Source organism: Mucilaginibacter sp. RCC_168 (assembly GCF_041355315.1).
In the GTDB taxonomy this organism is placed as follows: Bacteria; Bacteroidota; Bacteroidia; order Sphingobacteriales; family Sphingobacteriaceae; genus Mucilaginibacter.
This window is the reverse complement of the sequence record NZ_JBFUPN010000016.1, coordinates 94,756-118,704: the sequence shown is the minus strand read 5'-3', so window position 1 is coordinate 118,704 and position 23,949 is coordinate 94,756. Positions and strand designations below refer to the sequence as shown.

At 43.7% G+C, this 23,949-nt stretch carries 23 protein-coding genes and 1 pseudogene; 11 read left to right on the top strand and 13 right to left on the bottom strand.

Features of this window, described 5'->3' with window-relative positions; genetic code table 11:
* Positions 1–29: 29 nt before the first annotated feature.
* Positions 30–779 (top strand): SDR family NAD(P)-dependent oxidoreductase, encoded by a 750-nt coding sequence (locus tag AB6735_RS16605; RefSeq protein WP_370996969.1) that lies wholly within the window; start codon positions 30–32, stop codon positions 777–779.
* A gap of 172 nt (positions 780–951) precedes the next feature.
* The gene (locus AB6735_RS16600) at positions 952–1,533 is read left to right on the top strand and encodes a TetR/AcrR family transcriptional regulator (RefSeq protein WP_370996968.1); all 582 of its coding nucleotides are present in this window, start codon (positions 952–954) and stop codon (positions 1,531–1,533) included.
* On the opposite strand, the gene AB6735_RS16595 is transcribed toward AB6735_RS16600, so the two are convergent.
* Entirely contained in the window at positions 1,530–2,420 is an 891-nt protein-coding gene (locus AB6735_RS16595) for a helix-turn-helix domain-containing protein (RefSeq protein ID WP_370996967.1), read from the bottom strand. The two genes, AB6735_RS16600 and AB6735_RS16595, sit on opposite strands and share 4 nt — an antisense overlap.
* Positions 2,421–2,509: 89 nt before the next feature.
* Positions 2,510–3,331, bottom strand: a complete 822-nt coding sequence (locus AB6735_RS16590) for an SDR family oxidoreductase (RefSeq protein ID WP_370996966.1) — start codon at positions 3,329–3,331, stop codon at positions 2,510–2,512.
* A gap of 230 nt (positions 3,332–3,561) precedes the next feature.
* Here AB6735_RS16590 and AB6735_RS16585 point away from each other — a divergent pair, with 230 nt between their 5' ends.
* Positions 3,562–3,759: an EamA family transporter gene (locus AB6735_RS16585; RefSeq protein ID WP_370997011.1), complete on the top strand. Its 198-nt coding sequence runs from the start codon at positions 3,562–3,564 to the stop codon at positions 3,757–3,759.
* A 9-nt stretch (positions 3,760–3,768) separates the two neighbouring features.
* Here AB6735_RS16585 and AB6735_RS16580 read toward each other — a convergent pair whose 3' ends face one another.
* Positions 3,769–4,527 carry a hypothetical protein gene (locus AB6735_RS16580; RefSeq protein WP_370996965.1) on the bottom strand — a complete coding sequence of 253 codons (759 nt, stop codon included), beginning with the start codon at positions 4,525–4,527 and terminating at the stop codon, positions 3,769–3,771.
* Between the two features lie 129 nt (positions 4,528–4,656).
* Positions 4,657–5,070: an SRPBCC domain-containing protein gene (locus AB6735_RS16575; RefSeq protein WP_370996964.1), complete on the bottom strand. Its 414-nt coding sequence runs from the start codon at positions 5,068–5,070 to the stop codon at positions 4,657–4,659.
* Between the two features lie 231 nt (positions 5,071–5,301).
* Here AB6735_RS16575 and AB6735_RS16570 point away from each other — a divergent pair, with 231 nt between their 5' ends.
* Complete coding sequence (locus AB6735_RS16570) at positions 5,302–6,204, top strand: M57 family metalloprotease (RefSeq protein WP_370996963.1); 903 nt, start codon at positions 5,302–5,304, stop codon at positions 6,202–6,204.
* A 102-nt stretch (positions 6,205–6,306) separates the two neighbouring features.
* On the opposite strand, the gene AB6735_RS16565 is transcribed toward AB6735_RS16570, so the two are convergent.
* The 6 genes and pseudogenes from AB6735_RS16565 to AB6735_RS16540 form a co-directional block, all read right to left on the bottom strand.
* Positions 6,307–7,308, bottom strand: coding sequence for an NAD(P)H-binding protein (locus tag AB6735_RS16565; RefSeq protein ID WP_370996962.1), 1,002 nt, complete (start codon positions 7,306–7,308; stop codon positions 6,307–6,309).
* 264 nt (positions 7,309–7,572) lie between these two features.
* Positions 7,573–8,309 (bottom strand): annotated as a pseudogene (locus AB6735_RS16560) (DUF4184 family protein).
* Positions 8,310–8,677: 368 nt separating this feature from the next.
* Entirely contained in the window at positions 8,678–9,460 is a 783-nt protein-coding gene (gene trpC / locus AB6735_RS16555; RefSeq protein WP_370996961.1) for an indole-3-glycerol phosphate synthase TrpC, read from the bottom strand.
* A gap of 160 nt (positions 9,461–9,620) precedes the next feature.
* The gene (locus AB6735_RS16550; protein WP_370996960.1) at positions 9,621–10,190 is read right to left on the bottom strand and encodes an aminodeoxychorismate/anthranilate synthase component II; all 570 of its coding nucleotides are present in this window, start codon (positions 10,188–10,190) and stop codon (positions 9,621–9,623) included.
* A 62-nt stretch (positions 10,191–10,252) separates the two neighbouring features.
* Entirely contained in the window at positions 10,253–11,662 is a 1,410-nt protein-coding gene (locus AB6735_RS16545; protein ID WP_370996959.1) for an anthranilate synthase component I family protein, read from the bottom strand.
* Positions 11,663–11,894: 232 nt separating this feature from the next.
* Positions 11,895–12,323 (bottom strand): cytochrome B, encoded by a 429-nt coding sequence (locus tag AB6735_RS16540; protein ID WP_370996958.1) that lies wholly within the window; start codon positions 12,321–12,323, stop codon positions 11,895–11,897.
* 243 nt (positions 12,324–12,566) lie between these two features.
* On the opposite strand from AB6735_RS16540, the gene AB6735_RS16535 reads away from it, so the two are divergent.
* A complete protein-coding gene (locus AB6735_RS16535; RefSeq protein WP_370996956.1) occupies positions 12,567–13,097 on the top strand; it encodes a DinB family protein in 531 nt (176 codons plus the stop codon).
* Between the two features lie 78 nt (positions 13,098–13,175).
* Here AB6735_RS16535 and AB6735_RS16530 read toward each other — a convergent pair whose 3' ends face one another.
* Together AB6735_RS16530 and pdhA are read right to left on the bottom strand one after the other, a co-directional pair.
* Positions 13,176–14,828 (bottom strand): 2-oxo acid dehydrogenase subunit E2, encoded by a 1,653-nt coding sequence (locus AB6735_RS16530; protein WP_370996955.1) that lies wholly within the window; start codon positions 14,826–14,828, stop codon positions 13,176–13,178.
* A 119-nt stretch (positions 14,829–14,947) separates the two neighbouring features.
* Positions 14,948–15,943 carry a pyruvate dehydrogenase (acetyl-transferring) E1 component subunit alpha gene (gene pdhA, locus AB6735_RS16525; protein WP_370996954.1) on the bottom strand — a complete coding sequence of 332 codons (996 nt, stop codon included), beginning with the start codon at positions 15,941–15,943 and terminating at the stop codon, positions 14,948–14,950.
* Between the two features lie 496 nt (positions 15,944–16,439).
* Here pdhA and AB6735_RS16520 point away from each other — a divergent pair, with 496 nt between their 5' ends.
* The 4 genes from AB6735_RS16520 (at position 16,440) to AB6735_RS16505 (ending at position 21,746) form a co-directional block, all read left to right on the top strand.
* On the top strand, positions 16,440–17,027 hold the full coding sequence (locus AB6735_RS16520; protein WP_076376454.1) for a C40 family peptidase: 588 nt from the start codon (positions 16,440–16,442) through the stop codon (positions 17,025–17,027).
* A 97-nt stretch (positions 17,028–17,124) separates the two neighbouring features.
* The gene (locus AB6735_RS16515; protein WP_370996953.1) at positions 17,125–18,315 is read left to right on the top strand and encodes a CapA family protein; all 1,191 of its coding nucleotides are present in this window, start codon (positions 17,125–17,127) and stop codon (positions 18,313–18,315) included.
* A 77-nt stretch (positions 18,316–18,392) separates the two neighbouring features.
* Complete coding sequence (locus AB6735_RS16510; RefSeq protein ID WP_370996952.1) at positions 18,393–20,738, top strand: DPP IV N-terminal domain-containing protein; 2,346 nt, start codon at positions 18,393–18,395, stop codon at positions 20,736–20,738.
* 12 nt (positions 20,739–20,750) lie between these two features.
* On the top strand, positions 20,751–21,746 hold the full coding sequence (locus AB6735_RS16505; protein WP_370996951.1) for a glycoside hydrolase family 5 protein: 996 nt from the start codon (positions 20,751–20,753) through the stop codon (positions 21,744–21,746).
* A gap of 311 nt (positions 21,747–22,057) precedes the next feature.
* On the opposite strand, the gene AB6735_RS16500 is transcribed toward AB6735_RS16505, so the two are convergent.
* Positions 22,058–22,243: a hypothetical protein gene (locus AB6735_RS16500; RefSeq protein WP_370996949.1), complete on the bottom strand. Its 186-nt coding sequence runs from the start codon at positions 22,241–22,243 to the stop codon at positions 22,058–22,060.
* 90 nt (positions 22,244–22,333) lie between these two features.
* Here AB6735_RS16500 and AB6735_RS16495 point away from each other — a divergent pair, with 90 nt between their 5' ends.
* Both AB6735_RS16495 and AB6735_RS16490 read left to right on the top strand, forming a co-directional pair.
* On the top strand, positions 22,334–23,272 hold the full coding sequence (locus AB6735_RS16495; protein WP_370996948.1) for an SPFH domain-containing protein: 939 nt from the start codon (positions 22,334–22,336) through the stop codon (positions 23,270–23,272).
* A 20-nt stretch (positions 23,273–23,292) separates the two neighbouring features.
* Complete coding sequence (locus AB6735_RS16490) at positions 23,293–23,856, top strand: DUF922 domain-containing protein (RefSeq protein ID WP_370996946.1); 564 nt, start codon at positions 23,293–23,295, stop codon at positions 23,854–23,856.
* Positions 23,857–23,949 lie beyond the last annotated feature (93 nt).

The following is a 23,949-nucleotide window of genomic DNA, read 5'->3' as shown; positions in this document are numbered from 1 at the left end:
CCAAATAAGAAAAATTAATCATCCCTAAAATGAAAAAATTAGAAAATAAAGTAGCGGTAATTACCGGAGCATCAAAAGGTATTGGTGCCGGTATTGCCAAAAGCCTGGCAGCAGCAGGAGCATCTGTAGTAGTTAATTACGCTTCGGCAAAAGCAGGTGCCGATAAAGTGGTAGAAGAAATTGTGAGTAATGGCGGTAAAGCCATAGCCGTTCAGGGTGATGTTTCAAAAGCAGACGACATCAGCCGTTTGTTTGAAGAAACTACCAAAGCTTTTGGCGCGGTTGATATCCTGGTGAACAATGCCGGGGTCTACAAATTTGGCGCCATTGAAGAAATTAGTGCCGAAGATTTTCACAATCAGTTTGACACCAATGTGCTGGGTTTATTATTGACCACACAGGGCGCATTGAAAAGCTTTAATGCCGATGGTGGCAGTATCATCAACATTGGTTCGGTGGTGAGTAATATCGCCCCGGTTGGCAGCTCTATTTACACAGCCACCAAAGGCGCGGTTGATGCTATTACCCACGTGCTTTCAAAAGAACTGGGTCCTAAAAAGATCCGTGTAAACTCTATCAACCCCGGTATGGTAGAAACCGAAGGTACACATACCGCAGGCTTCATCGGCAGCGATTTCCAAGCTGAAACAGAACGTACAGCGCCACTGGGCCGTATCGGGCAGCCGGAAGATATTGCGCTGGTTGCCGTATTCCTGGCTTCGGAAGAGTCTCGCTGGTTAACCGGCGAAACCCTGCTGGCCGGTGGCGGTGTACGGTAAGGCTTAGAGTCAAGATATTAGAATCAAGAGTCAAGAATCATTTTCTGAAGAGCTTTTTCAAGGTAAAGCAAGTTTTTTCTTGATTCTTGACTCTTGTTTCTTGATTCCTGGCGTTCAAGTTAATAGCTTTTTAATAGCTTTGCTTAATTATTAGGCAAAGCTATTCGCAATTATGGCAAGGACTAAAGAGTTTGATGAAAATGAGGTGCTGAACAAGGCTATTGACCTTTTTTGGTTAAAGGGGTACAATGGTACGTCTATGCAGGACCTTGTGGATGGGCTGGGCATTAGCCGGTCAAGCTTGTACGATACTTATGGCGATAAACATACACTGTTCATCAAGGCCCTGGAAAGTTATCAATGTACATCCTCAGGTAAAATAATCCAGATTGTTGAGAATAACCTGCCAGCCAAAGAAACCATTAAACAGATATTGGAGTTTATTACCGATGAATTATTGGGTGATAGCAGCCGCAAAGGCTGTTTCATGGTGAATGCCGAAGTGGAGATTGCACCACATGATGCGGTGGTGAAACAAATGATTTGCCGGAACGACCAGCAGGTGGAAGATATTTTTTACCGGATTGTTAAAAAAGGCCAGGATAACGGGGAGATCGCCCATACGCAAGACGGCAGGGCAGTTGCCCGGGCTATCTCCAATACGGTAAAAGGCATGCAGGTAACCGCCAAATCAACCAGTGAAAAAACCGTTTTTGACGATATTATCAGGCTAACTCTGGCTATGATAAACTAATTCATGATCTGTTTTCTGAACTGAACAGGACTAATGCCCACTTCTTTTTTAAACAAACGCGAAAAATAGGGTAGGTTATCAAAGCCCAGCGTGTAAGCAGTTTCGGCAATGTTATTGTCCGATCCTTTGAGCAGGTTTTTGGCTTCGGATATGAGGTAAATGTGTATCAGCTCCATGGCCGTTTTGCCGGTTTCCTGTTTCAGCAGATCGCTCAGGTAACTGGGTGACAGGTTAAGTTCAGCAGCCATTGATTTAACAGTAGGCAGGCCCTTTTCCAGTAAATAGCCTTTTTCGAAATATACCGAAAGCGCCTCATTGAATTTAGAAGCCACTTTGCCGGCTACGGTAATGCGGTTAATGAATTGCCTTTTATAAAAACGCTGCGAATATTTCAGGATAGATTCGATATGCCCAAGGATAATATCACGGCTGTACTCATCCTGGTTGTTGTTGTATTCAGTTTCAATTTCATTGAACAAACCCCAGATGATCTGTTCTTCCTTTGGCGAAAGGTGCAGTGCCTCGTTGGTTTCATATTCAAAATAACCATACTTTTTGATCTCGGTATGCAGCGGATGACCGTTTAAAAAGTCTTCATGAATCAGGATCAGGAAACCTTTTTCCTCAAATTTCATGTTTTTGAACTCAATGACCTGCCTTGGTTTCACAAACGACATGGAGCCATTATCATGATCGTATTTGGTACGGCCATATAAAAACATACCCGATATCAGCTTTTTAAATCCGATCAGATAAAAATCACTGGTAAACTCCTGTTCCACAACATGGCAGGATTTGTCGCAATGCACCAGGCCAAGTAAAGGGTTTTCCGGGGGCGGAAAACCGTTGTCGTGACTTAACTGGGCCAGGCTTTTATAATGTTTCATGAGCAGAAATAATTAAAGCATAATTCACACTAATAAAAGTATGAATTATGCCAGGTTATTTAGTTGAGTTAAAGTAAAATTAACAACGCTTATTTTCCATGTGCGGCAGCTGCTACAGGCTGCCATTCTTCCCACGATGCCAGGCGTTGTTCATAAACCTGTTTTACCCATGGCAAAGCTACTTTACCCAGGAACAGGCGCAATGGCGGGTTAGCGCTGTCTACCAGTTTAAGCACCGCTTCTGACGTAGCTTCTGGCACACCAAATGCGTCTGTATCTGTTAACCCTGCCTGGAAGGCCGCCCTTACACCCTCATATTCCGGTAAAACCTGGGTATGAGTAGCCGAGGCACCTGCCCAGTCGGTCGCAAAGCCGTTTGGTTCAATTAAAGACACTTTGATGCCAAAACCGCCAACCTCGGTTGCCAGGGTTTCGCTCAAGCCCTCTACCGCAAATTTAGAGGCATTGTATAAACCTAAAACAGGTAAGGTAGCTATACCCAACACGCTTGACACTTGTATAATGTGGCCATGGCCTTGCGCGCGCATCACCGGCAATACAGCCTGGGTAAGCCATAATAGGCCAAATACATTAGTTTCTATCTGCTCACGGGCTTCCTGCTCGCTGGTTTCTTCAATAGTACCAAACAGGCCGTAACCGGCATTGTTGATCAGTACATCGATAGTTCCGAAATGTTGTTTTGCCTGCTCAATAGCTGCAAAGTCGGCTTCACGGTTATTTACATCAAGCTGTAAAGGTAATATGGCATCGCCATAAGTACTTACCAGATCGGCCAGGGTGTCCAGGTTGCGTGCGGTGGCTACTACTTTATCACCACGTTTTAAAAATGCTTCGGCCCAAAGTTTTCCAAATCCACGGGAAGCTCCGGTTATAAAAATTGTCTTTGACATTGTTTTAATGATTGAATTAATTTATATGACAAAGGTATAGGGGTCCGCGCGGGATAATTTATACAGAATAGGGTAATACTGATACGGATTAAGGAATAGTGAACAAGGATTTTGGGAGCAAGGAGCAAGGGTTTTTAGAACAAAGAATATCTGGGAATAAGGAACAAGGATTTTTGAACCCGCCCATTCAAGCGTCTACGCTTGAGTGACATTGGAAATAGGGCGCTTTCCTGGCCCTGTTTGGTACCATATTGCCACCGCTGCTGTTTACCAAAGGTTTGCCTAAAACAGGTATTGGTTTGGGCAGCATTGTGTCATCGGTAGAGATACCGGAATCCATCTTATTTGCACACTTTATACTCAACGAAAGCGTGACACCTATTCAATGGGTCGGTGTGGCGCTCATCATTATGGCATTGCCGCCATGAACCTGCGCTTTAAAACTGGTTCTCCGGATCCGTAAACGGTCCGGCAATAGCTTTGATCCTGCCTTTGCTTTCGTCAGCGTCAAACACATCAAAATAGATGATCCTGGCGCGGCCGATGGATCTTAATTTGCCGTATATGGCATTGCTATCGGTGCCACTATAATAATAAGTGATCAAATTTTTGCCGATGGATTTAAGCTTGCCTGTATAGTCGCTATTAAATTTGCCGTAATAAGTAAACACCGTATCCCCAATAGATCTTATTCTGCCGGCATTTTCACGACCATCCGATGCATCATAGTAAGTTACCGACATATCGCCTACCGATTTAAGCTTACCCAAAAGCTCCGCACGGTCAAACCTGTTATACCACGTGATGCGGATACTGCCCACAGTTTTAATCTTGCCTTTATTCTCCTCCCAGTCAAAGCGGTCGTAATAAGTGATCTGTGTCTTGTTGATGGATTTGACCTTGCCAAAATTTTCTTCCCAGTCAAAGCGATCGTAATAGGTAAAAGTGGTGCTGCCGATAGATTTTAATTTACCGGTATTATCAAAGCCATCAAACTGATCGCGGTAAAGGGCTTTGCCATTTAAATTATTATCAACAGGAATATTTCCGTTGAGCAACAAGAACAGGATGATCTGTTCATTATTAACATCAACAGGTTTTACACTCAATTCCCGGCCTCCACTAAATATTTGGGCTTTGCAAAACAGGGTAGTACTTAGTAAGAGAAGTAATAAAAATATCGGTTTAAGTTTCACGATGCAAGCTTTGGGTATATAAAAAATGGATGTTAATAGCACATCCATTCTATCAATAGGACCATAAACCGCAAAGATAGTTTAAGCAGGCCGAATTTATTCTTTTACTACGATTTAAGCCTCATATGCTTATTTCAAATAGCTGCCTATTTGCGTTATTACCGCATCCCAATGAGCCTTCATTTCATCGCGCTGATTATTGTTGAGGAGTTTTTCCTGGTGAAAGCTTATGGTGGTTTTGCCTTTGGCATTGATCACCCGAAGCTGAAGGGTTGATGTATTGTCCCAATCTTTTCTTCGCCAGGTTAAGCGGGTGTGCGAGTACGGTTTAAAAACGGTTAGTTTACCTGCAGTGCTCTCGGCTGTTTTGTAGCCCTGGTTAATGTCAAACTCATTAGGATTTATTCCCCCGAGCCAGATAGCAAGTCCCTGGTCCGAAAACAAGAAATTCCAGGCCTGCTCCACAGAAACCGGGAATGTTTTCCGGACGCCTATTTCAAAGCCGGCGTCTTTGGTTTGTCCAATTACTTTTGTTTTTTCCATAGGTATAGTATTTATATAAATATAGGAATAATTGCATTTGGTAAATATTTACCAATAAGCGTTGCCGGGCTTTATGCACATACGCAGCTGACCCGTCTCTATTATTAACTATTGGTTATAATATTTATTCAATTTGTGCATTTTTAAATGTGTGTAATAATAATCGTTATGTTTATTGCTCTATAGGCAATCATCTATTTACTATAACGAATTATTATTTACCGACTAAAAATGAAAAACAAATCCTTACTCAATCAAAAAACAATTATTCTGGCAATCTTATTAACTATCGCAGCGGCTGTTGGCTGCAAAAAGAATAGTAATACCACCGAACCACCGGTTGTAAGCACAGCACTTACCCAGGATGAGCAGTTAAGTATTGCCAAAGCCGGGTTTTCGCCCGCAAACGCTGTGCGGGTAAAAGGGGGCTTTATTGTTGAAGGGGATATTTTATTAAAACAGTCAGATCTCGATTTTCAGAGCCAGCATGTGAGTGAGATCATTTTTAAAAAACCGGTTACCGAGCAGTACCGCACTTTGTTTATTGTTACCGGCTTAACCAATGCGATCAAGGTAAAGGTGAGCGCGGGTGCGTCGCAGCAGGTATTTACCACGGCGGCTAAAAATGCCATAAAACGGTATAACGACCTGGGCTTAACATTAACGTTTACGCTATTGGATTCGGCCTCGGCAGAGAAAGAGGATATATTGATCCAGGGGCAGCAGTTTGGCGATCCCAACATCCTGGGTCAGTCGTCGGGGTTTCCCGGAGCTGATGGCCGGCCGGCAACGCCTATCGCGCTTAATAGTTCCAGATATACCAAGACTTTTGTGGATAAGGGAGAGCTGACTACCGTTATTGCACACGAAATTGGCCACGCAATTGGTTTCAGGCATACCGATTTCCAAAACAGAGCCTATAGTTGCGGTTATGATACGTCATCATGGATAGGGATATTACAGGCTTTCTTTAAATTGCCCGTTGACGAAGGCGGCCTTGCTTTTTATATCCCAGGCACCCCCATAGGAGGCGAACCCGGATCATGGATGCTGGCCTGCAGCGATGGTACCGACCGTCCGTTTACGGCAAGCGATGTAGTGGCTATCGAATCGCTTTACCCGGTGAAGAAATAGTACCCATGCAGCGGATATGAAACTTCCGAAATTTTAAAATTTCGGAAGTTTTTAAATTATAAGATATGTCATTGTGAGGTACGAAGCAACCTCCTCGTGTTCTCATGGATAGGAATAGCTACGAGATTGCCTCGTCGTTCCTCCTTGCAATGACATAAGGGAGGATCCATAATGGTAGGGCCCGTCGAAGTATGGTGGGCTGGCCTCTGCGCTCAACCCTTCGACAAGCTCAGGGTGATACCCTTGTTTTGAACACATATATGCGGTCACTTTCCACGCCCCAGCGGCAATGGCCTTGCGGATATATTCCGAAAAATCTGTGGGTTTACGACCCAAGGCACGTTGAACGCCATCGGCCAGGCTGGCATTTCGGCCATCCAGCACCTCGGTAAACAGGTAGGTGATGAGCCAGATATAGTCATCAGGAATCTGGTACTCCCGCATCATGGCCTTATAATCATCCATTGAAATTTGGTTATATTGAATGGGGCGGTTAAGGGCAATGGCTATCTCTTGTACGGCATCGCTGAAGGTAAGCATGCGTGGACCTGTCAGTTCATATAATTGCCCGGCATGGCCATCGGTAGTCAGTGCTGCTACGGCTACATCGGCAATATCATCCGCATCAATAAAAGGCTCTGGAACATCACCCACGGGTAAGTCAACCTGTCCGTACAGAATAGGGTCAAGCAAGTAGCCCTCGTTAAAATTCTGGTTAAACCAGCTGGCACGTAAAATGGTCCAGTTGGTGCCGGCATCCATTACTATTTTTTCACAGGCCTGCGCTTCCTCTTCGCCCCGGCCCGATAGTAGCACCAGGTGGGTAACCCCTTTTGCTATGGCTAATTTGGCCAGTTCACGGATAGTGTCCGCCGCTCCCGGAATAGCCAGGTCGGGTTGATAAGAGATATAAACCGAATCGATACCTTGCAATGCGGCGGCCCAGGTGCTTTGATCGTTCCAGTAGAAAGGTATGGTGGCGTTACGGCTGCCGATACGTACGGGCCAGTTCAGTTGTTGTAGCTTGCTCACAACGCGGCTGCCGGTTTTTCCGGTACCACCCAGTACCAGTATTTGTTTTTTGGTGTTTTCCTGATTTTTCATGGTGTTTAATTTTTTATCAAAATTATAGGGCCATGGAATGGGAAAATAGAACAAAACCGACAGGGGGGCGAAAATTGAAAAGTTCAAGAGCCGACTCACCCGACCATTGCTGCGCTCGGTCACTCTCTCTTCAGCTTCGCTGGAAAGAGGAGGTGGGAAAAAGACCAATATATATTTGTAATCATGAGGAACGAAGGATCTATTATTGAGCTATGTATGTTGCCTAATAGATGCTTCAACCGTTTAACTGACAAAAATAAATTCTTACTTGGTTTGTGAGACTTCGGTGGAGTATATACAAGATACAACCGTCAACCCAATAAACATACCTGCGATAGTGGTAACCACCAGATTGCCTAACTCATGATAATTCAGCCCACATGTCAACCGAATGGCCGTTACTATAACAGCAATGCCAACCGACTTTAGCCAGTAAGCAGCAATATTACTAACCTTAGTATTTAGGCCTTTGGGCAACCGATAGAGGACGCAAAAAATGGCTAAACCGCCCAATAACGTGCTGGCATGTTGTGCTAATTTATATGCATAAAACTGACGGCTCCCAATATGGATCGTATGTGTTAAAGCTGAAATGTTTGTAACAAATAGCCGGTGGGGTGGGTAAAGCTGTCCCATAGTAAATGAGAGGCGCTGCCAACGAGGATCGAAACAATAATTACGGCGATGTATCCCGGTGAAATGCGGTTTTCGGTATTACCCTTAAATTTAGAAAGTCGCTGATTAAGCTGAACAGGCAGGTGATCGATCAGCTTGTCTTTTAAGATCTTACGGTAGATCAAAATCAGTAATAATCCCACAGGCAAATCAAACCAAAATAATCCGGGTAGGGTAGGGCTATAAATACTGCGCACCCGCATCCTGAAAAAATATTCAAAATCGGGCGTCATGCTCCCGATTACCAGGCCAATCATGGAGATCCAGGTCTTGGGGAGATACTTCAACGGCAAAACCAAGGCGGGGTGTGCGAAAGTAAAGGGCATGACTTTTTAACTAAAAAAGGTTTTTAGGCTGCTGAAATCTATCTGTTGATTTCCTAAAGATAAATAAAACCACATGTCATTGCAATGGCGTGCGGGAAATGTCCCGTGAATAGGCGCGAGTCTTTACTTCCAAATCCTTGCTCCAAAAAGTCGTATATTTATATACACCAAACAGCCCGGTTTTCTGAGTAGAAAGCCGGGCTGTTTAATTAATACTTTTTAAAGTTTTCAAACACATTAAAAATCGTGTTAGAATTTGTTAAATGTGTTAAAACGAGGATTTTCGAAGCGATTTTCGACCCATTTTACCCCGATTTTGAGCAGAAATTTGTTAAAATTTAAGGTTTAAAAAGTTTTACTGCACCTGTTTATAACTTGGCTACAAAATTGCGCATGGCCTGGGCCGGGTCCGCCTGTTTCATGAAAGTTTCACCGATCAGGAACCCGTTGAACCCTGCCAGTTTCAAATGACGGATAGTTTCCGGATCGCTGATGGCACTCTCAGATATTTTCATAAACTCTGCCGGGATATGTTTGGCCAGTTGGTACGAAGTTTCTACAGATACGGTAAAATCGGCCAGGTTACGGTTATTTACGCCAATGGCATCCAGTTTGGGATGGATGCTGCGCTCCAGCTCTTCCAGGTTATGCACCTCCAGCAGCACATTTAAACCAATGCTTTTGGCCAGTGTGGCCATGGTATTAATTTCGGCAGGTGTAAGTATGGCGGCTATCAGTAAAATAATATCGGCACCTAATGATTTGGCTTCGATCACCTGGTACTCATCTATCATAAAATCCTTGCGCAGGATAGGTATATTGTTTACCGAACGGGCCTTCACCAGATCGGCCTTGCGGCCCATAAAAAAGTTGCGGTCGGTTAAAACAGACAGGGCCGAGGCGCCCGCGCTGGCATAGCCATTGGTAACCGCGCTAACCCTTGCCTTATCATTAATAATGCCTTTAGAGGGCGATTTACGTTTAAATTCGGCTATAATACCGCTGCGTTCCGGATCCAGTAAAAACTCTTTGAAGGAGTAAGTATCGCGATGAAAATATTCCGACTCTTCCAGTTCAACATAGGAAACGCGTTTTTTAGCAGATGCTACTTCCTTTTTTTTATTGGCAACTATTTTATCAAGTATGTTCATGTATCAAAATATATTAGTCACGTCATTGCGAGGTACGAAGCAATCTCTACACAGGCAGGTCAATCCTTTATACATGCTCTGTATAGCATAGAGATTGCTTCGTACCTCGCAATGACGCGCGGATTTGTGTTAACGCAAAGTTATCATTTTCGCGGTTGTATTAATTCAACCAGTTGTGCATCATTTCCTTGCCGTACTCAGTGAGTATGGATTCCGGATGAAACTGCACACCGCGTACATCATATTCGCGGTGGGCCAGTGCCATGATGGAGTTATCTTCTTCGTCGATAGCGGTTACCTGGAGCACTTCTGGCAGGTCTTTATCACTTACTACCCATGAATGGTAGCGGCCAACTTTAAAACTATCTGGCAGGCCTTTAAAAAGCTCCTCCTGCCTGTTGGTTATCTTGATAGGTGTGGCTATCCCATGCATCGGCTGACTCAGGTTGTACAAACTACCGCCAAACACCTCTGCAATGGCCTGCTGCCCCAGGCACACACCAAATATGCTTTTGGTGGGGGCATACTTTTCGATCACCTCCAACAGTAAACCTGCTTCGGATGGTATACCAGGCCCCGGCGATAGGATGATCTTGTCGAATGTGTCCACATCGCTCAGGGCAAATTTATCATTCCTCCAAACCTCGCATTGCAGGCCAAGTTCATTAACCAAATGCACCAGGTTATAGGTAAAGGAATCGTAATTGTCAATTATTAATATCTTGTTCATTTTCTTAAATTCTAAATTCTAAACACGAAATCCGAAATCGAAAGTCCGAATTCCGAAATGAGTTACAGCTCCTCCGCCAGCTCCACAGCTCTTCTTAGTGCCGATATTTTGGTATCTACTTCCCTGAGCTCGCTTTCGGCTACGGAACCAGCCACAATGCCAGCACCGGCCTGGTAATGCAGCGTATTATTTTTGCTGAGGAACGAGCGGATCATGATGGCGTGATTAAAATCGCCGTTGAAACCCAGGTAACCAATGGCGCCGCTGTAAAAGCTGCGTTTGGCTTTCTCGTTTTCGTCGATGATTTCCATAGCCCGGTATTTTGGTGCTCCGCTCAATGTTCCGGCAGGATAGGTATCACCCACAATTTTAAACGATGATACGCCCGGCAGCAATTTGCCGCTTACGTGCGATACCAGGTGTATCAGGTGCGAATAATATTGTACTTCCTTAAATGCCTTAACATGCACCTGCTCGCAATGGCGGCTCAAATCGTTGCGGGCCAAATCAACCAGCATTACATGCTCGGCCGATTCTTTGGGGTCATTCTCCAGGTTACGGGCAATTTCAGCATCTTTTATATCATCCCCGCTGCGTTTAAAGGTACCGGCGATTGGGAAAATACTGGCTACATTGTTTTTGATGGTAATCTGTGCCTCGGGCGATGAACCAAAAATACGGAAATCGCCAAAGTCGAAATAAAACAGGTAGGGCGAAGGATTGATAGAGCGCAGGGCACGGTAAACATTAAATTCATCGCCCTGAAAGGTGCGCGAAAATGCCCTCGAAGGCACGATCTGGAAAACATCGCCGCGGTAAATATGCTGTTTCATCTTCTCTACAATGGCGATAAACTCCTCGTTGGTGAGGTTTGATTGCTCGGCGTCCTTACTCTTAAAATTATACTCGGGAAAGTTTTTGTTTTTGATAAGGTATTCCAGCTTTTCGATACCACCGTTGGTGAGGCCGCCTTCGGCCTGGTTATGGAAGATGTACAATTCGTTCTTAAAATGATCAATCGCGATGATGTAGCGGTATACATGGTACTGCATCACGGGGATCTGCCGGGTGGTATCGCTGCTTTGTTTGAGCTTGATGGTTTCAAAATGTTCTACGGCCTCGTGGGTAAAATAACCAAAGAGCCCGTTTGATATGATCTTACCCGGATTGGCATCGGTATCAAAACTCGCTATAAACTGATTGATCTGATCAATGAGGTCAAAAGACCCTGCTTCGTGGGTTTCCTGGCTGCCATCCGGATATGTTTTTTTGAGGATGCCGTTGTTGAGTACCAGACCGGCGATGGGTTCGCAGCAAATGTAGCTTAAACTATTTTCGCGGCTGTGATAATCGGAGCTCTCCAACAGCAGCGAGTTCGGGAACACATCGCGCAGGCGCAGGTAAATGCTTACCGGCGTAGTGGTATCTGCAAGTAGCTTTTTATGGGTAGTAGTTATTTTAAATTTGTTCATGTTATATTCAAAAAGTGTATTAAACAAAAAAACCCGGCGAATTGGGGTCGCCGGGTTTCCTATTTAGGTTTACAATTGATTAGTTATCTCTGACTAAAAACGCAACCGGCTGCCAAATTTAATTGGTGCCACCAGCTGTTTTTATGAGTGCTTTTAATCATCGTGGTCACAAATTTAGAAAGAAATTTGAATTGTCAAATTTTTTCTGAAATTATTTATTTGCTAAATCCTATTAGCCACGTGGAATTAATAGGATACCGCTCGAAATTATGATCAAACCCAATATATAGAATACAAAAATAGCTTTGTGCTTTTCTTCGTCGGTAGCGGCTTTTTTTGATTTGCTATGACCTATAGTGATTAGTACAATGGCAATAACCATCATAACCCAATGCTCTACAGTAAAATAACGGGTAGCGGGATTTTTCATCGTGTCTTTAGTAAACTGTACAAACGGGCTTACAAAATATAACACAATACCGATGAGCAGTTGAGTATGCACCGAGATCATGGCAAACAGGTTAAGTTTGCGGTTGCCATCGGTGTAAGGTTTTTTACCTGTAAGACCAAGAAGCGCCAACAGGGCGGCCACAATAACAAGCACCACTACAATGTACCTGAAACCGGAATGAAGATGCTGAAGAAAGCTATAAAGCGTCATAACATAAATTTTTTGTGAATATACAATAAAAGCAAAAGGTGTAAAAGCAAGGTGGTTATTTGACAATTGATTAACGGATTTATTACCATTCAGAGGTGGTTGCCGGGTAAAATAAATAGCGTGCCGAAAGAGGGGGGCGTCCTTGTCGCAAATCACCCTGAAATTGTCTTTATTGCCACCCATGTCTTTAAACCGATGTACCGAACTTTGAAATATCAAAGAACAGTATCAGGAAAGAAAAATATGGAACAACAAAAAAATGCTTTGGTACAACCCTTACCGGTGCTGATAGGATCTGTGGCACAGGCGCAATTGAATTTATTTGAACCCATTAAACAAAGCGAAGTTAACCGCATCCCTTTTGAAGGTAGCTGGACGGCCGCCGAACTGATAGAGCATATGGTATTATCCATATCGAGCTCTGTGGATGTATTGAGCGGCCCCATCTGCGATACCGACAGAGCTCCCGATCAATATGTACAGCGTGTAAAAGATATGTTTTTGAATTTCGACCTGAAATTTAAATCAGCGCCCTCCATCACGCCAGCTAAGAAACTTTATGATAGGGATATATTGATCAAAAAGCTCAGAACAGTATATAACAGCCTGATCTACCTGGTGGAAACAAAGGACCTGACAGATACCTGTCTGCTTTGGGAATTCCCCACCATCGGTTACCTTACCCGGTTGGAGTGGGCTTATCAGGCTGTTTACCACGCACAACGGCACACGCAGCAGCTCAGGAATATTACTGATCATCTGCAATCGTCATAAAAATAAAAAAGCGATGAAGTTATTTCTTCACCGCTTTTTCTTATGATAAATCCGAAATCGAAATTCCGAACTCTGAAATTAAATCAGCAATCTTACCGGTTCTTCCAGTAATGATTTCAGGGTTTGCAGGAACGCGGCACCTGTTGCGCCATCAACCACACGGTGGTCACAGCTTAAGGTAACCTTCATTACGTTGCCTGGTACCACAGCACCGTTTTTAACAACTGGAACCTGTTGTATACCGCTAACTGCAAGGATACAAGCGTTTGGTGTGTTAATAATGGCTGTAAATTCATCAACCCCAAACATACCTAAGTTTGATATGGTGAAGGTTGAACCTTCCATTTCTGCCGGTTGTAGTTTTTTAGCTTTTGCTTTGCCGGCAAACTCTTTTACTTCAACAGAGATGTGGCTTAATGATTTACCATCGGCAAATTTAACTACCGGTACCAGCAAACCTTCGTCAACGGCAACGGCTACACCGATGTGTACGTGCTCATTGGTCCGGATCTTATCACCCAGAAATGAAGAGTTAATGGCCGGGTGTTGTTTTAAGGCAACGGCAACAGCCTTAACTACAAAATCATTAAATGATATTTTAACCGGGGCAATATCATTGATGCGGGTACGGGCGGCAATCGCCTGATCCATATCAATGCTCATGGTTACATAAAAATGCGGAGCGGTAAACAAGCTTTCGCTTAAGCGACGGCTAATGGCTTTACGCATTTGTGTAACTGCTCTTTCGGTAAATTTCTCTTCGCCGGTATAAGTTGGCAATACGATGGGTGCTTTTGCCGGAGCAGATGAAGCGGCTGCTTCGGTGCTGGCTGGAGCAGCAGCAGGCGCGGCAGTTTTAGCCGGTGCTACAAATCCTTCCACATCTTTCCTGATAATGCGGCCGCCTTCCGCGCTGCCTTTTACATCATTCAGGTTGATGCCTTTATCTTTTGCTATTTTCCGGGCAAGCGGAGATGCTTTAACACGGCTGTCATCAGCAGATGAAGCCGGGCTTGCATCGGCAGTTGCCGGTGTTTCTGCCGTAGCAGGGGCTGCCTCTTCTGCAGGTGCGGCAGCGGCTGGTGCGTTTGTTGCATCCTGTAATAAAGGTGTAATATCGGTGCCTTCTTTACCAACAATGGCTATAATGCCATTAACCGGTGCGGCTTCACCTTCTTTTGGACCTATATATAAAAGTGTGCCTGCTTCATAACCCACAACTTCCATAGTAGCCTTATCGGTTGCCACATCAGCCAGTGAATCGTCAGATTTTACTTTATCGCCCACTTTAAAGTTCCATTTTTCAATAACACCTTCGGTCATGGTATCGCTAAGCGCTGGCATACGTATTACGGTAGCCGGGATGCTTGACAGATCAACCTTTGGTGCTGCGGCCGCAACTGGCGCAGGCTGTTTATCTTCGGCTTTTGCGGGTGCAGCAGGTTTATCAGAACCACCACCAGCCTGTGCAAGAACTGCTTTGTAATCTTCGCCTTCTTTGCCTAAAACAGCAATAACAGCATCAACCGGAACAGCATTACCTTCTTCAACACCTATATATAAAATGGTGCCGTCCTGATACGATTCAAAATCCATGGTAGCTTTATCAGTTTCGATCTCGGCCAGTACATCGCCGGATTTTACCTTATCGCCAACTTTTTTATGCCATTTTGCCAATACCCCTTCGGTCATGGTATCGCTCATTTTAGGCATTTTAACTACTTCGGCCATATACTATTTATATGTTTTAAAATTTCTTATAAATATAATAGTTAGTCTTGAGTCTTGAGTTATAAGTTCTGAGTCAAAAAAGACTTAAAACTTATAACTCAAGACTCAGAACTTAATACTTAGTCTCTGATGTATGGATAGTCTGCCTGAACATAAACATCAGTGTATAGCTCAGAAGCTTCCGGCCATGGTGATTCTTCAGAAAACTTAACTGATTCATCAACGATGTCTTTTATTTTGGCATCGATCTCTTCAAACCATTTTTCATCAGCATAACCTTTTTCTACTATAACTTGTTTGGTTGTTTCGATTGGGTCCTTAGCCTTGTAGCTTTCCAGTTCTTCTTTAGTACGATACTTTTGAGGATCGGACATGGAATGACCTTTGTAGCGATAGGTACGCATTTCCAAAAAGGTTGGTCCTTCACCACGACGCGCACGCTGTACGGCTTCGTCCATAGCTACGTGTACCGCGGCTGGGTCCATACCGTCAACAGCTTGTGATGGGATGCCGTAAGGCAAGCCTAATTTATAAATATCTGTTTGGATAGTAGTACGTTCAACAGAAGTACCCATGGCGTAACCGTTGTTTTCGCAAACAAAAATTACCGGTAATTGCCATAAAGCAGCCATGTTAAAGGTTTCTGTTAACGCACCCTGGCGTACAGCGCCGTCGCCCATATAGGCAATGTTTACAAACTCGGTACCTTTATATTTCTCGGCGAAAGCAATACCGGCACCCAGTGGTACCTGGCCGCCTACAATGCCGTGGCCACCATAAAAATGTTTTTCCTTGTCAAACATGTGCATAGAACCACCTTTGCCTTTTGAGCATCCGGTAGCTTTGCCATATAACTCGGCCATTACCGCATTGGGGGTTACACCTTTGGCAAGCGCATGAGCGTGGTCGCGATAAGCGGTGATCATGCTGTCTTCGGGTTTAATTACAGACATGGCTCCGGCCAATACAGCCTCCTGCCCAATATACAGGTGGCAAAAGCCCCTTATTTTTTGTTGTCCGTATAACTGTCCTGCTTTTTCTTCGAACTTACGCATTAACAGCATTTGTTCGTACCACATCAGGTAAGTGTCTTTATTAATTTCGATTGAACTCATGTAATTAAAACAATCAATAATCTTGGAGTAAAGCGCAAATCTAAATATATCCGTGAAAATATCGAAACTGGAGCAAATTTGTTGTGATGTTTTATCTTTTATTTTAAGAAAGAGCTATAAATGAGCAGGCTTAACCGTGTTTTGTAAGTTTAACCAAACATTATATGGCTTTATGTTCATATTGCCGAAGCCTTTTTGACCCTATAACACAGTTTAACGGTATTTTAAAACGTTTTTAACGCGTTTGTGACATGTAATTTTTACAAAAAACGAAAGAATTAGCCCAAAAGGTAACCCTGAAAGTATCATAAGCATAATAGTGACCGGCTTTGATTGATAAGATTTTTAGTATAGATGTTATATTTATATTTTTTGAAAAAAAAGTGCCATTTATTTGCAATTTTAAAAAATATAGATAGTTTTGTAGCTACTGGTGGACATAAGTGTCTGATTTAATAAACAATTTGTTGCCCCTAACAGCAAACTAACGCGTTAAATGAAGAAAATTACTCTTGCTATAGTACTACTTTTCAGCGTTTTAGCTTCGCAAGCTCAAACCGCAAGTACTCCGAACACCACTGCCGACAAGGCTCCTGATGAGCAGGAAAGTTTAGCTAAAACTTATTTATCTCAGATTATGGGTGTCGCGTTATCCGCCACCTCAAACATGAAACTTTTTCACTTTGTTTACGATTGGATAGGTACCCCTTACCATTTCGGCGGCGAGTCAAGAAGAGGGATCGATTGCTCGGCATTCACAAAAGAATTATATAGCGAGGTTTTTAACCTGGATATTAAAAGAAGTTCACGCGATATTTTCAGCATGGTAAACCCTGTTGGTAAAGATGATCTGAAAGAAGGCGACCTGGTTTTCTTCAAGATCCACAGCCGCAGAATTTCTCATGTGGGTATTTACCTGGGTAATGGCCGTTTTGCACATGCTTCATCAAAAGGTGTAGCTATCAGCAGCCTGGATGACAATTACTACAGCCGTTATTTTTACAAAGGCGGTCGTTTGCTGGCATCATTCAAAAATGAATTTACCGGATCAGCTACAGAAACGGACGACGATAAGAATAATTAATTCCGATATCGGAATTCGGATGTTCGATTTCGGATTTGGCCAAAAACGCATTACTAACAATCCGAAATAAAAAAATTAATTTAGGCCCTTCATGAACATGAGGGGATTTTTTTTTGCCATAAGGTTACGGATCTTGCTTTTAACAGCTTGCTTGTTGTTGTTTTTGCAGGCCTGTGAAAGCCCGGCCCAAGATAGGCAGCCGGTTGTTAAACACAAAAAGCATCACGCAGCCAAAGTTTTAACACCTCAGATAACACCCATACAACACGACTCACTTTGTATTGCTGCCGTTGGCGATATCATGCTGGGTACCTCGTATCCGGATAGCACCACGCTTCCCCCCGATAGTGCCCGTAACAGTTTTAAGGCTGCTGCCGCCGAATTAAAGAATACAGACGTAGCATTTGGAAACCTGGAGGGCGCACTTGTTGATACCGGAGGACCGGCTCATTTCAAGCTTCATCAAAAAAGTAAAGCCTATTTATTCCGGATGCCTACCCAGTACGCCTCGGTTTTAAAAAACGCGGGATTTAATTTACTGAGCCTGGCTAATAACCACATTAATGATTTTGACGCGCATGGTCGCAAAAGCACTACTAAAACTTTGGACAGCCTGGGTATAAACTATGCCGGATTACAGATCAGGCCTTCAACGGTATTTGAGGTAAATGGTGTGCGCTATGGCTTTTGTTCCTTTGCTCCCAATGCAAACACAGTATCTATACATGATCTGAAAGGTGCTGCCCACATTATACGGGAACTAAAACAACGCAGCGATATTGTTATCGTATCATTCCATGGTGGCGGTGAAGGAGTAGATTATGAGCATGTGCCTTTTGCGGTAGAGTCATTCATCGGCGAAAAACGGGGTGACGTGCATGCCTTTGCCCATAATGCCATTGATGCCGGTGCCGATTTGATATTTGGTAACGGCCCGCACGTGAACCGCGCAATGGAAATGTATAAGAACAGGCTGATAGCCTATAGTCTTGGCAATTTCTGTACCTACAAATGTGTAAGCGTAAGCGGCATTTGCGGCATGGCTCCCCTGCTTAAGGTTTACGTAAATAAGCGGGGTGAATTTTTAAGCGGTCGTATTATTTCCTTTAAACAGGCACATGATAAAGGATTGATAAGAGATACCCTGGACCAAGCTACGCGTCGCATCCGCATGCTAACTGAAACAGACTTTCCTGATGCCGGTTTGAGCATTGCCGATAGTGGAGAAATAACCACCATTCCCCACTTTGATAATTCACTCACAAAAGTTACAGAGCCCAACCAATAGCCTATTAAAAAAAGCATTAATTTGCATGGTTTAAACTTTAACTATTAACATCTTATTTTCCGCACCTTCAACAGCGTATGAATAAATATTTATTATCATTAACTGCCGCGGCATTTGTTTGGACAGCAAATGCACAGCAAATCCCAACCTTAACCGCTCAAGATTATGCCCATGCCGAAAGCTTCCTGAGCTATAATACCGAGCAATTGGTTGATCATGGCAAAGTGATGCCTAACTGGCTTCCGGGCGATAAATTCTGGTACCGGATACTAACACCACAAGGAAGCGAATTTATTTTAGTTGATCCTGCAAAAAAAACACGTGTAGGGGCATTTGATCAGCAAAAACTGGCAATGGCCATATCAACCGCTACGGGTAAAACTTACAAAGCTGATAAGCTGCCATTTCAGACCTTCAGTTTTTCGGACGATCTGAAATCGATCTCTTTTGCAGCCGATGGAAAATCCTGGAAATGTGATCTGCAAACTTATCAATGTACATCAGATAATGCCATAATTGGTAAGCATACCTCACATTCCCGTAGAAGGGGCGGCGATGACGAAGTTGCATCGCCGGATGGTAGCCAGGTAGCCTACATTAAAGATTATAACCTTTGGGTACGTAATATAAAAACAGGGAAAGAGACACAACTCACTACCGATGGAGTAAAGGATTTTGGTTATGCTACTGATAATGCCGGCTGGAAATCATCAGACGGACCTATCGTTCGCTGGTCGCCCGATTCTAAAAAGATAGCCACCTTTAAGCAGGATCAGCGTAATGTGGGCGATATGTACCTGGTAACTACCAATGTTGGCCATCCTACATTGAAATCCTGGAAATACCCGTTGCCAGGGGATAAGGAAATCGCCACTATACAACGGGTGATCATTAATGTAGATGAACCCAAAGTGATCAATATCCAGGTCGCGCCTGATCCGCACCGTGCTACGCTGAGCGACGATATTGCCAGCAGCGGTACTTTTGATGATGTGGACTGGACAGAAGATGCTGCCAAGCTGGCTTTTGTATCCACCTCACGCGATCACAAACAAGAAAAATTCCGGATTGCCGATGCTGCTACAGGGGCTGTAAAAGAAGTTTTTGAAGAAACCGTAGCTACACAATATGAGTCGGGCCAGGGTGCTATCAACTGGAAATATCTGGCTAAAACTAACGAGATCATCTGGTTTTCTGAACGCGACAACTGGGGGCATCTGTATTTATATGACGCGCTAACCGGCAAGGTTAAAAACCAGATCACCAAAGGCGATTGGGCGGTTACCGAACTGTTGAAAGTGGACGAAAAAAATCGCCAGATCTATTTCCTGGCTGATGGCCGTGAACCCGGTAACCCGTACTTTAGCCATCTGTACAAAGTAGGATTTAATGGCAAGGGGCTAACGTTGCTTAGTCCTGGAGAAGGCACTCACCAGATTACTTTGTCGCCAGATGAGAACTATTTTATTGATAGCTATTCAAAAACTGATGTGCCGCCAATAACCGTGCTGCGCGATCTGAATGGTAAGCTGATCAGTACACTGGAGAAAACAGATATCAGCAGGCTACTGGCTTCGGGTTGGAAAGCGCCTATCCCGGTAACGGTTAAAGCACATGACGGCCAAACCGATATTTATGGAGTAATGTTTGTGCCAACCCATCTGGATCCCAATAAAAAGTACCCCATCATTAATAATATTTACCCAGGCCCACAGGGCGGCAGTGTAGGCAGTTGGGGCTTCTTATCAGCCCATGGCGATTGCCAGGCCTTAGCCGAACTGGGTTTTGTGGTTGTTAAAATTGAAGGCACCAGTAATCCGCTGCGTTCCAAAAGCTACCATGATATGAATTATGGTCACATGTCTGAAAATACGCTGCCCGACCAGGTTACCGCCATGCAGCAACTGGCTCAAAAATATCCATATATCGATATCAATAAAGCAGGCATCTGGGGCCATTCCGGTGGTGGTTTTGCGACCGCCGCAGCTATGTTCCGTTTCCCGGAATTTTTTAAAGTGGGCATATCTGAATCGGGTAACCATGATAACCGTAATTATGAGGATGATTGGGGCGAACGTTATATTGGTTTGTTAACCCCGCAGGCTGATGGTACATCCAACTACGAAGCGCAGGCCAATCAAAATTATGCTAAAAACCTGAAAGGGAAACTCATGCTTGCTCATGGTTTAATGGATGATAATGTACCACCCTACAATACCTTGCTGGTTATTGAAGCCCTGGAAAAAGCCAATAAGGATTATGACCTGGTGGTATTCCCGAATAATGCTCACGGTTATGGTCAGAATTCATACTACATGATGCGCCGCCGCTGGGATTATTTTGTGAAGAACCTGGCAGGCGCTGAGCCACCGCAGGAGTATTTGCTAAAAGCTAAAACTGATCCGCGGAATAGTACGAAATAAACATTCAAAAAAATGAAAAAAACATTTTTAAAGGTATTCTTATTACTGCTGGCGTATTTTCAGATTGAGCGGGTTAATGCTCAAATCACGCCGCAGCAGGCTATTGCTCATTTACAGAAAGGGATCAATATAGGTAATACATTAGATGCTCCCGGCGGTGAAACCAGTTGGGGACAACCCCTGATTAAACCTTATTATTTTGATGATTACAAGGCTGCCGGATTCACGGCAATTCGTATTCCGGTTACCTGGGAAAGACATGTTGATACCATAGCCCCGTATGCTATCAATCCTGAGTTTATTGCACGCGTAGAACAGGTGGTTGACTGGGGTTTGAGCCGGGGCTTATATATCATATTAAACTGTCATCACGAGGATCTCATTAAAAAGGATTATTCGCCTAAAAATGTTGCCCGTTTTGAAGCCATATGGAACCAGATTGGCACTCGTTTTAAAAATAAATCCGATCATTTATTATTTGAAATATTGAATGAGCCACACCCGCTCAGTTTGGCAAATCTTAATGATCTCAATAAGCGCATCTTTAAAGTTATCCGAAAGAGCAATCCTACACGCATCATCGTTTATGCGGGCACAGAATGGAGCAGTGATTCTGAGTTATTAAAGGCCGACATTCCTAAGGATAAATATCTGATCGCGAATTTTCATTGCTATAGCCCCTGGACCTGGGTTTCTGGAAAAGATAAGAATATTTCCTGGGGCACACCAGCCGAGAAGAACGAGATTAAGGCAATATTTGACAGGGTCCATAACTTTTTTGCTCCTAAAGGCATACCGGTTATGGTAAATGAATATGGTTGTCCGGCAGGTAAATTGCAGGAGTGGCGTGTATTATTTTATAAAACTTACGTCGAAAATATCCGCTCGCATGGTTTTGGGTCTTTTGCGTGGGACGATGGGGGTGATTTCAAAACTTACGATAGGACGGGCCGTAAATGGATTGGTGGTGTACAAGAGGTAATGACACAATCATCCGGTGACCGGTAGCTGGATTTAACGATATTAGTATTTTTGCTTTGTTGGTGTTGTCCCTTCTTCCTTTAGCGCAAGTCTTATGCGGTTGTTAGTGGCTGATGACTTGTGCTTGTTCATTGGGCTATATTGAAGTCACAAGTCAGCCTTTACCCACAAAACTGCAACGCAAGACTTGCGCCAAAAGGGGGAGGGGCGAAAGAGAAATCTTCTACTATCTGTAATACGCTTTCCCTTTATTCAGCAGAAGATTTCTCCTCGTTCCTCGTTCGAAATGACACTCGGGCTTTTCTAAACTAAAAAAAGCAGAATACCAAAGACGAAGCCTAAGCTTCGTCTTTGGTATTACGGATGAGGCTTATCCCCGTAAAGAAAAATAGTATGGATATAATACCTACAACAACCAATGTTGTGGTTTGACCGCTGTGATTGATGACACCCAGCCCGGTATAAATTAAGCCAATGATACCGAGTACGGTTAAGATGGCTCCAAAAGTTCGTTTTAGGTTCATGGTTTTATTGCTGTTTTATAAAGCATTTTTATAAAAACAAATAACACACCAATAATTAATACTACATTTATTTACTAAATATTATCAACCATGACAGCCGAAATTACTTTTGGAATAATTGTACTCATCCTCCTTATTGTTTTATCAACCTCCTTTGTGTCTGTAAAACAGGGCACTATAGTAGTGATCACCGTGTTTGGAAAATACCGGCGCATACTAACACCGGGTTTGAATTTTAAACTGCCATTTATCGAAAATATATATTCCAAGATCTCTATCCAGAACCGTTCGGTCGAGCTGGAATTCCAGGCGGTAACGTATGACCAGGCCAATGTTTATTTCAAGGCCATGCTGCTGTATTCGGTACTTGACCAGCAGGAAGAGACCATTAAAAACGTGGCTTTTAAATTTGTTGATGAGCGTAACCTGATGCAGGCACTTATCCGCACGGTTGAAGGCTCTATCCGGGCCTTTGTAGCCACCAAACGCCAGAGCGAGGTATTGATATTGCGCCGCGATATTGTAGAACATGTAAAAGAACAGCTCGATCAGATACTCGAGAGCTGGGGATATCACCTACAGGATCTGCAATTGAACGATATTACGTTTGATGATGTGATCATGAAATCCATGAGCCAGGTAGTGGCATCCAACAACCTGAAAGCAGCCGCCGAAAACGAAGGCCAGGCATTACTGATCACCAAAACAAAAGCGGCTGAGGCCGAAGGTAATGCCATCAAGATCTCGGCACAGGCCGAACGGGAAGCAGCCCAGTTACGTGGTCAGGGTATCGCCCTGTTCCGTGAGGAAGTAGCCCGTGGTATGACTGTTGCCGCTAAAGAAATGGCCGAGGCCAATATGGATACCTCGGTGATCATGTTTACCATGTGGACAGAATCAATCAAACACTTCGCCGAAAATTCGCAAGGCAACGTGATATTCCTTGACGGATCAACCGATCAGATGCAGCATACATTAAAAGAAATGATGGGCTTAAACCTTTTACAGAATGACAAAGTCAAAAAGTAAAAGTTTAACCTGCGTATTTCATGAATGTAAGATGGCTTAAAGAGGCGCTCATAGCCGCCCTGTTTTTAATAACGATAACCGGGGCACAGGCCCAACAACAATTCCATCAACTAACCATTAACGATTTTGGCGGCGCGCCGCGTGTAAATGCACGTGGCGTAGTTGCTTATACCAACTGCACCATTGATTTTAAATATCAGGCCAACCGGGTAAACGGTGGCTTTATGCTCAACGCCTTTGTAAAGCTGATACTAAATACCGAAAGATCCTGGCTCGACAGGAGCCGGATAACATCCAATCAGGTACTGTCAGAAGTATTAAAACATGAACAGGGACATTATACCATTGCCTACCTGGAACAGCAGGAATTACTGCGCGAAATTGGCAGAACCCGTTTCAGTCGCAATTATCAATACGAAGCCATGAACCTGTTTAATCGCATTGATAACAAATACAAGCAAATGAATACCGACTATGATGAGGACACCCAGCACATGACCGACCGGGTGCAGCAACACAGCTGGGATGTATATTTTCAAAAGCAATTACAGTTTATGCCGGTGGAGGATAGGGAGGGGCGATAAACCCAACCAACACGTCATTGCGAGGTACGAAGCAATCTCTATGCTGTACAGAGCGAATAACCAAGTATTAAACTTTGCATGACGGATTGACCT